Raw genomic sequence first — 12,547 nt, 5'->3', positions numbered from 1 at the left:
ATTTTAGCAAGATAGAGTCGACAATCTTTACTTATACTTAAGGTCGACGGACGTAAGAATAAAGGAATCAGTTCAGTGAAGCGTTTAGAGCTAAGTGCAGGATTATCAAGCAGCCCGCTACTGGCTCAGATTAAGTCCAACAATCACGTCATTCAAACGAAACTAAGTTTGCTCTTAACTTGTCTATTTATAGCAATGACAGGTTGGATATTGGGTAAAGTGGTGTGGTTAGCAATGCCTCAAACCTCTGATGTGACTCAATGGAAGCCATCAGTAAACGCTGTTGCGTCAACCAATAAAAAAGACGCGATTGATTTCAATGCCCTCCAAAATGCCAACTTGTTCGGAAAGTACACCGAGCAAAAGCCGGTCGTAGTAGAACAACCTGTCGTGCAAGATGCGCCTAAAACCCGCCTAAACCTAACACTTGTTGGTGCTGTTGCGAGCAGCAACGCAAAAACGAGTTTAGCGGTGATTGCAAACCGAGGTAAGCAGGCAACTTACGGCATTGGTGAAGAAATTGACGGCACGCGTGCAGAATTAAAAGCGGTTTTGGTTGATCGAGTGATCATTGATAACCAAGGTCGTGATGAAACCCTTATGTTGGAAGGCATCGAGTACAGCAAGCTGTCTGAGAGTCGTCCGGCAACTCGACCAAAAGCGGCGAAAGCGGATAACTCATCCGCAGTGAGTGAAAAGGTCGACCAAATTCGTGCGGAAATTGCCAAAGATCCGCAAAGCGTATTCAAGTACATCAACATTTCTCCGGTTAAGAAAGACGGAGGAATCATCGGCTATCGCGTCTCACCAGGTCGTGATGCGGCGTTGTTTAATGATGTCGGTCTAAAACCTGGTGATATTGCGGTGCAATTAAACGGGATCGATTTAAGTGATCCTTCATCTTCAGTAGAACTGATGCAAGTGATGAACGATCCGCAAGAACTGAATTTGACTGTTGAGCGCGACGGCCAACAGTACGACATCTATATCCAATTGTAATACTTAGGCAAGCTGCGTAAGTTCAGGGAGACATACGTGAAACATTGGTTTAGCAAAAGTGCTTGGTTACTTGCAGGGACACTACTCTGCGCTCCGGGTGCGATGGCGAACGAGTTTAGTGCAAGCTTCAAAGGCACTGACATTCAAGAATTCATCAACATTGTTGGTCGTAACTTAGAGAAGACCATCATTGTTGACCCGTCTGTACGCGGCAAGATCGACGTGCGCAGCTATGACGTTTTAAACGAAGAGCAATACTACAGCTTCTTTTTAAACGTACTAGAAGTGTACGGTTACGCTGTTGTTGAAATGGATAACGGTGTACTAAAAGTCATCAAATCGAAAGATTCAAAAACCTCTGCAATTCCTGTTTTGGGTGATGACAGCGCAAAAGGCGACAGCGTGATTACACGTGTGGTTGCGGTGCGTAACGTATCGGTTCGTGAACTTTCTCCGCTACTGCGTCAGCTGATTGATAACGCAGGTGCGGGTAACGTGGTGCACTACGATCCAGCCAACATCATCTTGATCACTGGCCGTGCAGCGGTAGTAAACCGCCTAGCAGAGATCATCAAACGTGTTGACCAAGCGGGTGATAAAGAAATTGAAGTCGTAGAGCTGAGAAATGCTTCTGCGTCTGAAATGGTGCGTATTGTTGACGCTCTGAACAAAACGACCAATCAAAAGAGCACGCCTGAATTCCTAGAGCCAAAAATCGTTGCGGATGAGCGTACTAACTCAATCCTGATTTCTGGCGACCCTAAAGTTCGCGCGCGCTTGAAACGTTTGATTCGCCAACTTGACGTAGAAATGGCAACCAAAGGTAATAACCGCGTGGTTTACCTGAAGTATGCGAAAGCAGAAGACCTAGTTGATGTACTAAAAGGCGTGTCTGACAACCTGCAAGCTGAGAAGCAAGCGGGTCAAAAAGGCGCATCAAGTGCGCAACGTGGAGAAGTGGTTATTGCTGCTCACGAAGCGACTAACTCACTAGTTTTGACTGCTCCACCAGATATCATGATGGCGCTGCAAGATGTGATTTCTCAACTGGATATCCGTCGTGCGCAGGTTCTGATTGAAGCGCTTATCGTTGAAATGTCTGAAGGCGACGGCATCAACCTTGGTGTTCAATGGGGTAACCTAGAGACAGGTGCGGTAATCCAATACGGCAACACTGGTGCGCAAATTGGTAACGTAATGGTTGGTCTTGAAGAAGCAAAAGACCAGACTCGTACGGAGTACTATACCAACAGTGATGGTGAGCGAACGCCTTATGATGTTACTGAGTCAGGTGATTACTCTACTCTGGCGGCAGCACTTGGTGGTGTTAACGGTGCTGCTATGAGCATCATGATGGGTGACTGGACAGCATTGATTACTGCTGTGTCATCGGATTCAAATTCAAACATTCTGTCTTCTCCAAGCATTACAGTGATGGATAACGGTGAAGCGTCGTTCATCGTTGGTGAAGAAGTGCCGGTAATTACAGGCTCGACTGCAGGCTCGAACAACGATAACCCATTCCAAACGGTTGACCGTAAAGAAGTTGGTATCAAGCTGAAAGTGGTACCTCAAATCAACGAAGGTGATTCTGTTCAGCTAAACATTGAGCAAGAAGTGTCTAACGTTCTGGGTGCAAATGGCGCGGTTGACGTGCGTTTTGCTAAGCGCCAGCTAAACACCTCTGTGATGATCCAAGATGGTCAAATGCTAGTGCTTGGTGGTTTGGTTGATGAGCGTGCACTGGAAAGTGAATCTAAAGTACCGCTATTGGGTGATATCCCAGTGATCGGCCAACTGTTCAAATCAACCAGCACGCAAACTGAAAAGCGTAACCTGATGGTATTCATTAAGCCAACCATCATCCGCGATGGTATGACGGCAGATGGTATTACTCAGCGTAAATACAACTTCATTCGTGCAGAACAGTTATACAAAGCACAAGAAGGCTTGAAGTTGATGGATGATTCAAACATTCCAGTGATGCCTGAATTTGGTCAGGAACGTAAGCACCCTACTGAAATCCAAGCGTTCATTGATCAAATGGTAAAGAATAATGGTTGATATGTTAGACACAGCGCCAAGTATGCGCCGTCTGCCATTCAGTTTTGCCAATCGCTTTAAACTGGTTTTGGAGACGGAGCACCCTGAGCGCCCTCCAATTCTGTATTACGTAGAGCCGCTTAACCCTGCGGCTCTTGTTGAAGTACGCCGAGTACTGAAACAAAACTTTATTCCTCAAGTGATGGACAAAGAAGCGTTCGATAAAAAGCTCACTGAAGCGTATCAACGTGACTCTTCTGAGGCTCGTCAGTTGATGGAAGACATTGGCGCAGACAGCGATGACTTCTTCTCGTTAGCCGAAGAACTACCTCATGATGAGGACTTGCTGGAATCTGAAGATGATGCGCCAATCATCAAATTGATCAACGCCATGTTGGGTGAAGCGATCAAAGAAGGGGCGTCGGATATCCATATCGAGACGTTCGAGAAAACCCTTTCGATTCGTTTCCGTGTCGATGGGGTACTGCGTGAAGTTCTAACCCCAAGCCGCAAGCTAGCGCCTTTGCTGGTTTCTCGTGTGAAGGTCATGGCGAAACTCGACATTGCTGAAAAACGCGTACCTCAAGATGGTCGTATTTCTCTGCGTATCGGTGGTCGTGCGGTGGACGTTCGTGTATCTACCATGCCTTCGTCGCATGGTGAGCGCGTGGTAATGCGTCTATTGGATAAGAACGCCACTCGTCTTGATTTGCATAGTTTGGGTATGACGCCTTCAGTGCATGACAACTTCCGTCACCTGATCGGTCGTCCTCACGGCATCATCTTGGTGACCGGTCCGACCGGTTCGGGTAAGTCAACGACGTTGTACGCGGGCTTGCAAGAGATCAACAGCAACGAACGCAACATTCTAACTGTTGAAGATCCTATCGAATTCGATATCGATGGCATCGGCCAAACGCAGGTAAACCCTAAGGTTGATATGACCTTTGCGCGTGGTCTGCGTGCGATTCTTCGTCAAGACCCAGATGTAGTGATGGTCGGTGAGATCCGTGACTTAGAGACCGCACAGATTGCGGTGCAAGCCTCTTTGACTGGTCACTTGGTTATGTCGACACTGCACACCAACACGGCTGTGGGTGCGATTACTCGTCTGCGCGACATGGGTATTGAACCCTTCCTGATTTCTTCTTCACTACTGGGTGTGCTTGCACAGCGTCTGGTTCGTACGCTTTGTTCTGACTGTAAAGAACCATATGAAGCGGACAAAGAGCAGAAGAAACTGTTTGGGTTGGAAGAGCATGAATCGCTTATTTTGCATCGAGCGAAAGGTTGTGAAGTGTGTAACCACAAAGGGTATCGTGGCCGTACTGGTATTCATGAACTCTTGATGGTGGATGAAAAAGTCCAAGAGCTGATTCACAGCGAAGCGGGTGAGCAAGAAATTGAGAAAACCGTTCGCCAGCATACGCCAAGTATTCGTAGCGACGGATTGAGTAAAGTCAGTCGTGGTATCACTTCTCTTGAAGAAGTCATGCGAGTGACCAAGGAAGCGTAATGGCAGCATTTGAATACAAAGCGCTGGACGCGAAAGGCAAGCAGAAGAAAGGCACCATCGAGGGTGATAACGCTCGTCAGGTGCGCCAACGCCTAAAAGAGCAGGGGATGATTCCTGTCGAGGTGATGGAAGCCAAAGCGAAAGCCGCTAAGTCTTCAAGCGGGTCCGTTGGGTTCAAACGAGGCATCAAAACCGCTGAGCTTGCGTTGATTACGCGTCAGCTTTCGACCTTGGTTCAATCGGGGATGCCACTGGAAGAATGTTTGAAGGCCGTTTCAGAGCAAGCTGAAAAGCCACGTATTCGTTCGATGATTGCCGCGGTGCGCTCTAAAGTCACCGAGGGTTACCCTCTGGCCGATAGTTTGGGTGATTACCCGCATGTTTTCGATGAGCTTTACCTTTCGATGGTGGCTGCGGGTGAAAAATCTGGTCACTTGGATACAGTGCTAGAACGCTTGGCTGATTATGTAGAAAACCGCCAAAAGATGCGTTCTAAGTTGCTGCAAGCCATGATTTACCCTGTGGTATTGGTGGTGTTTGCTGTTGGTATCGTCTCTCTGTTGCTGTCTTCTGTCGTACCTAAAATCATTGAACCCATTATTCAAATGGGACAAGAGTTGCCTCAATCAACGCAATTCCTGTTGTCTGCCAGTGAGTTTGTCCAAGAATGGGGGCTTATCATATTTGTCGTGGTGGTGGTGCTCTTCTATGGCCTTAAACTCGCATTACAGAAACCAAATTTTCGCTTGGCTTGGGATCAAAAAATCCTCAGCCTGCCCTTGATTGGTAAGATTTCTCGTGGTCTGAATACCTCACGATTTGCTCGTACCTTGTCGATTTGTACCTCGAGTGCGATTCCTATTCTTGAAGGCATGCGTGTGGCAGTTGACGTTATGTCGAACCGTTATGTTAAACAACAGGTCTTAGTTGCGGCAGATAATGTACGAGAAGGTGCAAGTCTGCGCAAAGCCCTTGATCAAACTCGCTTGTTCCCACCAATGATGCTGCACATGATTTCCAGTGGTGAGCAAAGTGGTGAGCTTGAAAGCATGTTGACGCGAGCGGCGGACAATCAAGACCAAAACTTTGAATCGACGGTCAACATTGCACTTGGCATTTTCACTCCAGTATTGATTGCCCTGATGGCAGGCTTGGTACTTTTCATCGTAATGGCGACATTGATGCCAATGTTGGAAATGAATAACTTAATGAGCGGATAGAATTCGAGTTAAGACGTGTCTATTGAAGGCATGGCTTGAATCTAACTTTCGGAGAAAATAATGAAATTTAAACGCAGTAAGCAACAAGGCTTTACACTTCTAGAAGTGATGGTTGTTGTGGTTATCCTAGGTATTTTGGCGAGTGTTGTTGTTCCTAACTTGCTAGGTAACAAAGAAAAAGCAGACCAACAGAAAGCGATCACAGATATCGTGGCATTGGAAAACGCGTTGGACATGTACAAGTTGGATAACAGCGTTTACCCAACGACTGACCAAGGTCTAGATGCATTGGTGAACAAACCTTCTAACCCAGAGCCGCGCAACTACCGTGACGGTGGTTACATCAAGCGTCTTCCATCTGATCCATGGGGTAACGAGTACCAATACCTAAGCCCTGGCGACAATGGCACAATTGATATCTTTACTCTAGGCGCTGACGGCCAAGAGGGCGGTGAAGGTCCAGCTGCAGATATCGGCAACTGGAACATGCAAGATTTCCAATAAGCGCTAGCTGAAACCAGCACTAATGAAGCAAATGCAAAAACATCTCGGTTTTACATTGATAGAAATTCTATTGGTGCTGGTTTTGTTATCTCTTACCGCCGTGGCGGTGATCGCTACTTTGCCTACGAGTCAGAAAGACCTTTCCAAACAATACGCACACAGTTTTTTTCAACGCTTACAACTGCTTAATGAAGAAGCCGTGTTAAGTGGCAAAGACTTTGGTCTGCGCGTTGATGATGTTAAATCCACCTACACCTTGTTGAGCTTGACCCAAGATGGTTGGCAGCCACTTGAGTTAAAGCAAATTCCAAGTGAGACAAAACTCGAAGGGGATATTTCATTGCAATTGGATTTAGGCGGTGGTGCTTGGGATAAAGACGATCGATTGTTTGAGCCTGGCTCTCTGTTTGATGAAGACATGTTTGCCGAGGAAGAGGACAAAGAGAAGAAGAAAGTGAAACCACCTCAAGTGTTCATTTTCTCAAGTGCTGAGATTACGCCATTCTCCCTATCTTTCTTTCCTGAAGAAGGGGATGCATTCAACGATGGTTGGCGAATCATTGGTAAAGAAACAGGCGAAATCAAATTGTTAGCGCCTGGGGAAGAAGCGGAAGACGATGACAATTCGATATTCTAAGCCAAGCCGTATTGGCTCGTCGCACCGCAACACGCGAGGTATGACATTACTTGAAGTGTTGGTCGCTCTAGCGATCTTTGCAACGGCAGCGATCAGTGTGATTCGCTCAGTGAGTCAGCACATCAATACTGTCAGTTATTTAGAAGAAAAAATGTTTGCAGCCATGGTTGTGGATAACCAAATGGCCAATGTGATGCTCTCGACCGAAAAGCTAAAAGCGAAAAACGGTACAGAAGAATTAGCAGGGCGCACTTGGTATTGGAAAGTCACACCGGTAGCCACTGCGCAGCCATTGCTGAAAGCATTTGATGTTAGTGTCGCGACAGAAAAAAAAGCGAGCCCAGTAGTCACGGTGAGAAGTTATGTTGCTGAATAACAAGCGATGTAAAGCTCGCAGCTCAAAGTCCAATCGAGGTTTTACCTTGATTGAAGTGCTGGTGTCGATTGCGATTTTTGCCAGCATGAGTGTCGCTGCTTACCAAGTGGTATCGCAAGTGCAGCGCAGTAACGTGTTGTCTCAAGAGCGAACTCAACGTCTCAATGAGCTACAGCGCGCGATGGTCATGATGGATAACGATTTCCGTCAAATGGCAATGCGTCAAATGCGTACTAACGGTGAAGAGCCTTCAAGCCAACTGCTGTTTTGGTCGGATTACTTGCTCGATTCTGATGCGAAAGGCGTGATGTTTGCGCGTTTGGGTTGGCATAACCCACAGCAGCAATTTCCACGTGGTGAAGTGACTAAGGTTGGCTATCGCATTAAAGATGAAGTCTTACAGCGTGTGTGGTGGCGATACCCTGATACACCAACAGGGCAAGAAGGTGTAATTACCCCGCTGCTAACACAGGTCGAAGAATTTGATATGCGTTTCTTTGACGGAAAATCGTGGAAGAAAACGTGGGAAAACGGCCGTGAACTGCCAAAAGCCGTTTCTGTGATATTGAAGCTGAAAGATTATGGTGAGATTACTCGCACTTACCTGACGCCGGATGGCAAGCTCAATCCGGGTGGAGAAGATGACTCATCAGGGGGCAGCAATGATGGCTAATCGTCAGCGTGGTGTTGCACTCCTTATTGTCCTTATGCTGCTTGCGATTATGACAACAGTGGCTGCGAGTATGTCAGAGCGATTGTTTTTGCAGTTCCAGCGTGGTTCGAATCAAATTAATTACCAACAAGCTTATTGGTATAGCTTGGGGGTGGAAGCATTGGCTGAGATTGGTATCGAACAAAGTTATGAAGACGACGATACCATTAACTTAAGTCAGCCTTGGGCGATAAAAGAGCAGGTCTACCCGTTGGATTATGGTCAAGCCGCTGGTCGCATCATCGATAAACAAGCCTGCTTCAATTTGAACGTTTTGGCGAGTGTACAGCCCTCCGGGGATTCGACAAATCGTCCATACTTAGTGCAAGTGTTCCAACGTTTGATGGAAGAAATTGACGTGGAACCTTACCAAGCTGAAGTGATCGCCGATTCGACGTGGGAATACGTGGATAGTGACAGTACAGTGCGCTCAACCGCGGGTGTGGAAGACAGTACTTACGAAGCGATGAAGCCGCAGTATTTGCCACCCAACGGCTGGATGGCGGATGCCAGTGAACTGCGCGCGGTGTACCAAGTTAGTGGGGACATCTACCAAAAAATTGCTCCGATGATTTGTGCGCTTCCGAGCGACGATTGGCGCTTAAACGTCAACACCATCGAAGTCGAGCAAGCGCCTATTTTGGTTGCCATGTTCACCCCAGGCTTGAGCAGTAGCGATGCTGTTCAGCTGATAGAAAAGCGTCCTTTCGATGGCTGGGAAAGCGTCGATGAATTTTTGTCAGAGTCAGAATTAGCTGGCCTGAGCGATGATGTAAAGAAAAATGCCCGAGGCTACTTAGGAGTCGATAGCTCCTTTTTTGAATTGGATGCACAAGTGCTAGTGGATGAATCCCGTGTACGTATCCGAAGCCTTTTGCATAGTACAGATAGAGAAACGGTGACTGTCGTTCGCCGTCGTTTTGGAGGAATCAGTGAGCGAGTTTCTGACCGTTCGGCTGAGTAGCGAACAACAAAGTACCATTCCATGGTTGGTGTGGTCGACACAACAGCAAGAAGTGATTGCCAGTGGTGAGATTGCCGGATGGGAACATCTGGATGAACTGGTCGCGTATGCCGATCAGCGACAAATTATCGCGCTATTAGCAAGCCATGATGTTGTGTTAACAGAAGTGGATATCCCACCGGGTGCTGCACGTCAGTTTGACAGTATGCTGCCTTACTTGGTGGAAGATGAAGTCGCGCAAGACGTGGACAACCTGCATTTCACCGTTTTAGATAAGCAAGCAGAAAGCGCACAAGTGTGTGCCGTGGAGCGAGCTTGGATTCAAACCATTTTGCAGCGTTTTGCCAGCCAAGGTCTTGTAATAAAGCGAATGCTACCTGACGTATTAGCTATGCCAGTGGACGCAGAAGCGAGCTCTGCAGCACTGTTAGGTGAGCAATGGCTGATTCGCCACTCTCAAACTCAAGGTGCAGCGGTTGATGCTTCATGGCTAGACCTTTACTTATCTGCCTACTCACAAAGTCACGAAGGTTGGAAGCTGGACTGTTACAGTTCGCTGCCTGAATCAAGCGTGACAGACATTTGGGTATCAAAGCCTGAAGAAATGACCATGGCGTTGTTGGCAAAGGGCACAACAGAAAGCAAGGTTAACCTACTTTCTGGCGCGTTTAAGCCGAAATCGTCTTGGGGCAAGTACGTTAAGGTTTGGCAGAAAGCCGCAATAGCCGCTGGTGTGTTGCTGGTTGTTTTGGTTGGCCAGCAGCTGTTAATGGTGCATAAATACGAAGCGCAAGCCCAAGCTTATCGTGAAGAGAGTGAGCGCATCTTCCGTCAAATCTTCCCAGACAAACGACGCATTCCAACAGTTAGCTACTTGAAGCGACAAATGACGGATGAAGAACGTCGTCTGTCTGGTGGATCAAGTGATGTGGCGATGTTGTCTTGGATCGCGGCTTTGCCAGCGACATTGGGACAGGTTAACGACCTACAAATCACCAGTTTCAAATACGACGGTCAACGTGGTGAGGTTCGCATTCAAGCGAGCAGTTCTGACTTCCAGCCATTCGAGCAAGCTCGTGTCAAACTGGCGGAGAAGTTTAACGTTGAACAAGGCCAGCTGAACCGCAACGGCAATGTTGTGATGGGCAGTTTTGTGTTGAAGCGTCAGTGAGGTGATGATGAAGAATTTAATCGCACAAGCTCAAACTTGGTGGAGCAGCATCTCACAACGTGAGCAGCGTTTGGTGATGGGTGGTGGCATTATTGCCATTATTGGGATGATTTATTGGGGGGTATTACAACCAATGAATCAACGTGCAGAGCTAGCGCAATCCCGAATCCAAAGTGAAAAACAACTGCTGACGTGGGTACAAGATAAAGCCGATGATATCAGCGCATTGCGTAAAAGTGGTGGTGTAAGCTTTTCTAATCAGCCATTGAATCAAGTGGTGTCTTCATCCGCTCGTCGTTACAAGGTTGAGTTGATCCGTGTACAACCACGCAATGACAGTGTTCAAGTATGGATTAAGCCTTTGGCATTCAACCAAATGGTCGATTGGCTGCGTTATCTAAAAGAACAACAAGGGATTGAGGTGGAATTCCTAGACATCGACCGTACCGATCAAGCCGGTATGATTGACGTAAACCGCCTGCAATTTAAGCGAGGTTAAGGTGAAGAAAGCCGTTCTTTATGTGGTGATTTTTATTGCCTTTTTCTCAACCAGTTTGATTGCTGGTTTGCCAATTTCTTGGGTGCTACAACAAGTGCCAAGCGTGAGAGGTCTCGACATTCAAGGTGCACAAGGCACAGTTTGGCAAGGTCGTGCATCAAGCGTACGTTGGCAGCGTCAGAACTTAGGTGAAGTGAACTGGGATTTCCAACTTTCCAGTCTGTTTACCGGTAAAGCGGAATTCGCCGTCCGTTTCGGTCGCGGGAGCGATATCGACGTACGTGGTCGTGGTTTGGTTGGCTACAGCTTAACTGGCGGCCCATACGCGGAAAACTTAGTCGCGTCGATTCCTGCGGCAAAAGTGGTGGAGCAAGCACGTCTTCCTGTACCGGTTGGTGTTGAAGGTCAACTTGAGTTGAACATCCGTCATGCGACTTACGCAGCGCCTTGGTGTAAGACAGCAGAAGGTACGTTAGTTTGGAGTGCGAGTGGCATTCAAAGCCCACTTGGTAGTCTTGAACTTGGTCCTGTCATTGCTGATTTAAACTGTAAAGACAGCGTGCTATCGGCATCGGGTGAGCAAAAGAGCAAGCAAGTTTCAGCGGCGTTTTCTGCTGAGCTAATGCCAAATCAACGTTACTCCACCAAAGCGTGGTTTAAGCCGGGGGCAGAGTTCCCATCAGGCATGAGCGATCAACTTAAATGGTTGGGTAATCCAAACGCTCAAGGTCAATACGAGTTTGATTACAAAGGGCGTTTTTAGCCACACTCAGAAACCACAACATCTTTAAAGAGCTGCCAGCGTGCAGCTCTTTTTGTTTTTGGATCATAGTAGGCCAAACCCTCTATTCGCTGTACAAGAAATCCAAGGATTATTTTCTTTGAATATAAGTATCTGATTTTTCTTCGAATAATGAAAATTCGTACAGCTATGATAGTATTTAGATCATAGTAGGCCAAATACTCCTAACGCTGTACAAGAAGAAAAAAGAAAGGCCACGAAGTCGATTCGTGGCCTTTTTAAAAGTCTAGCAATGCAGGTTGGATTAGGGTCAGTCTTTGCGCTGTAGAATCTCATCCCAAGGCAAATCCGCATCGCCCAGCACGATGAAGTTTGGGTTCTCCAACGTCTCGCGCTCATTGTAAGAAAGCGGCTCAAGCTGCGTGCTGAGAATGCGCCCGCCCGCCTCTTCAACAATGCATTGTGTAGCTGCGGTATCCCACTCGCCAGTTGGACCTAGACGTAAGTAACAATCCACAGCACCTTCAGCGACAAGACAGGCTTTGAGTGCGGCAGAGCCAAGAGGAATCAAGTCATAGTTCCAAGCGCTACTCATGCGGCTCGTGATGCGGTTGATGTCTTGGCGACGGCTGATTGCGATAGCGATGTTTTGTCCAGGCTGCTCATGTTTGTGAGTGTGGATTTTCACGCTCTCTGACATGTCTGGAATCTTCCAAGCGCCTTTACCGCTGTATGCGTAGTAAGTCACGCCAGAAACCGGGCCATAAACTACACCCATGGTTGGTTTGTTGTTGTCGATTAGCGCAATAATCGTCGCGAAGTCACCGCTGCGTGCGATGAACTCTTGGGTGCCATCTAGCGGGTCGACAAGCCAGTAACGTTCCCATTGCCCACGCTGCTCTAGGCTGATATCCGCCGCTTCTTCAGAGAGTACAGGGATATCTGGAGTGAGTTCGCTCAAGCGTTCAGTAATCAGTTTATGCGCCGCGATATCAGCGCTGGTGACTGGGGTCTCGTCACTTTTGGTGTAGGCTTCGTACTGCTTTTTCTCGTAGATATCGAGAATCAATTGACCTGCACTGCGCGCAATTTCGATGACTTGCGGGAGCAGGTGAGATAAATCTTTTGTCATTGGCATAGGTAATGGTCCTTCCTCACGATTAT

General features: G+C 47.4%; 13 protein-coding genes. 12 read left to right on the top strand and 1 reads right to left on the bottom strand.

Annotated elements, in window-relative coordinates; genetic code table 11:
• Positions 1-75: 75 nt before the first annotated feature.
• Genes gspC through VCHENC03_RS00705 form a run of 12 tightly spaced genes read left to right on the top strand, consistent with a single transcriptional unit; the run spans position 76 to position 11,404 of the window.
• Positions 76-999 carry a type II secretion system protein GspC gene (gene gspC, locus VCHENC03_RS00650; RefSeq protein ID WP_009707972.1) on the top strand — a complete coding sequence of 308 codons (924 nt, stop codon included), beginning with the start codon at positions 76-78 and terminating at the stop codon, positions 997-999.
• Between the two features lie 36 nt (positions 1,000-1,035).
• A complete protein-coding gene (gene gspD, locus VCHENC03_RS00655; RefSeq protein WP_005434499.1) occupies positions 1,036-3,063 on the top strand; it encodes a type II secretion system secretin GspD in 2,028 nt (675 codons plus the stop codon).
• The gene (gene gspE, locus VCHENC03_RS00660; RefSeq protein WP_005434497.1) at positions 3,056-4,558 is read left to right on the top strand and encodes a type II secretion system ATPase GspE; all 1,503 of its coding nucleotides are present in this window, start codon (positions 3,056-3,058) and stop codon (positions 4,556-4,558) included. Before gspD ends, gspE begins: the two co-directional genes overlap by 8 nt.
• Positions 4,558-5,778, top strand: a complete 1,221-nt coding sequence (gene gspF / locus VCHENC03_RS00665) for a type II secretion system inner membrane protein GspF (protein WP_009707970.1) — start codon at positions 4,558-4,560, stop codon at positions 5,776-5,778. The genes gspE and gspF overlap by 1 nt, the downstream gene beginning before the upstream one ends.
• A 60-nt stretch (positions 5,779-5,838) precedes the next feature.
• Positions 5,839-6,282, top strand: a complete 444-nt coding sequence (gspG, locus tag VCHENC03_RS00670) for a type II secretion system major pseudopilin GspG (RefSeq protein WP_005434493.1) — start codon at positions 5,839-5,841, stop codon at positions 6,280-6,282.
• A gap of 22 nt (positions 6,283-6,304) precedes the next feature.
• On the top strand, positions 6,305-6,919 hold the full coding sequence (locus VCHENC03_RS00675) for a prepilin-type N-terminal cleavage/methylation domain-containing protein (protein WP_005434491.1): 615 nt from the start codon (positions 6,305-6,307) through the stop codon (positions 6,917-6,919).
• Complete coding sequence (gene gspI / locus VCHENC03_RS00680) at positions 6,900-7,295, top strand: type II secretion system minor pseudopilin GspI (protein ID WP_032803147.1); 396 nt, start codon at positions 6,900-6,902, stop codon at positions 7,293-7,295. The genes VCHENC03_RS00675 and gspI overlap by 20 nt, the downstream gene beginning before the upstream one ends.
• On the top strand, positions 7,282-7,968 hold the full coding sequence (gspJ, locus tag VCHENC03_RS00685; protein WP_032803146.1) for a type II secretion system minor pseudopilin GspJ: 687 nt from the start codon (positions 7,282-7,284) through the stop codon (positions 7,966-7,968). Before gspI ends, gspJ begins: the two co-directional genes overlap by 14 nt.
• A complete protein-coding gene (gene gspK / locus VCHENC03_RS00690) occupies positions 7,961-8,971 on the top strand; it encodes a type II secretion system minor pseudopilin GspK (RefSeq protein WP_009707967.1) in 1,011 nt (336 codons plus the stop codon). Before gspJ ends, gspK begins: the two co-directional genes overlap by 8 nt.
• Positions 8,940-10,142, top strand: a complete 1,203-nt coding sequence (gene gspL, locus VCHENC03_RS00695; RefSeq protein WP_009707966.1) for a type II secretion system protein GspL — start codon at positions 8,940-8,942, stop codon at positions 10,140-10,142. The genes gspK and gspL overlap by 32 nt, the downstream gene beginning before the upstream one ends.
• Before the next feature lie 7 nt (positions 10,143-10,149).
• Entirely contained in the window at positions 10,150-10,641 is a 492-nt protein-coding gene (locus tag VCHENC03_RS00700; RefSeq protein ID WP_009707965.1) for a type II secretion system protein M, read from the top strand.
• Position 10,642: 1 nt separating this feature from the next.
• Positions 10,643-11,404 carry a type II secretion system protein N gene (locus VCHENC03_RS00705; RefSeq protein ID WP_009707964.1) on the top strand — a complete coding sequence of 254 codons (762 nt, stop codon included), beginning with the start codon at positions 10,643-10,645 and terminating at the stop codon, positions 11,402-11,404.
• Between the two features lie 289 nt (positions 11,405-11,693).
• Here VCHENC03_RS00705 and cysQ read toward each other — a convergent pair whose 3' ends face one another.
• Positions 11,694-12,521 (bottom strand): 3'(2'),5'-bisphosphate nucleotidase CysQ, encoded by an 828-nt coding sequence (gene cysQ, locus VCHENC03_RS00710; RefSeq protein WP_005434478.1) that lies wholly within the window; start codon positions 12,519-12,521, stop codon positions 11,694-11,696.
• Positions 12,522-12,547 lie beyond the last annotated feature (26 nt).

The organism is Vibrio sp. HENC-03 (assembly GCF_000305755.2).
GTDB lineage: Bacteria > Pseudomonadota > Gammaproteobacteria > Enterobacterales > Vibrionaceae > Vibrio > Vibrio owensii.
The sequence above is the reverse complement of the archived record's forward strand: the minus strand, read 5'-3'. Positions and strand labels throughout refer to the sequence as shown.

Excerpts from the sequence above, each read along its gene's own strand:
- gspE (WP_005434497.1), top strand. The coding sequence starts at position 3,056 with ATGGTTGATATGTTAGACACAGCGCCAAGTATGCGCCGTCTGCCATTC.
- gspF (WP_009707970.1), top strand. The coding sequence starts at position 4,558 with ATGGCAGCATTTGAATACAAAGCGCTGGACGCGAAAGGCAAGCAGAAG.
- gspG (WP_005434493.1), top strand. The coding sequence starts at position 5,839 with ATGAAATTTAAACGCAGTAAGCAACAAGGCTTTACACTTCTAGAAGTG.
- VCHENC03_RS00675 (WP_005434491.1), top strand. The coding sequence starts at position 6,305 with ATGAAGCAAATGCAAAAACATCTCGGTTTTACATTGATAGAAATTCTA.
- gspI (WP_032803147.1), top strand. The coding sequence starts at position 6,900 with ATGACAATTCGATATTCTAAGCCAAGCCGTATTGGCTCGTCGCACCGC.
- gspJ (WP_032803146.1), top strand. The coding sequence starts at position 7,282 with ATGTTGCTGAATAACAAGCGATGTAAAGCTCGCAGCTCAAAGTCCAAT.
- gspK (WP_009707967.1), top strand. The coding sequence starts at position 7,961 with ATGGCTAATCGTCAGCGTGGTGTTGCACTCCTTATTGTCCTTATGCTG.
- VCHENC03_RS00700 (WP_009707965.1), top strand. The coding sequence starts at position 10,150 with ATGAAGAATTTAATCGCACAAGCTCAAACTTGGTGGAGCAGCATCTCA.
- cysQ (WP_005434478.1), bottom strand. The coding sequence starts at position 12,521 with ATGCCAATGACAAAAGATTTATCTCACCTGCTCCCGCAAGTCATCGAA.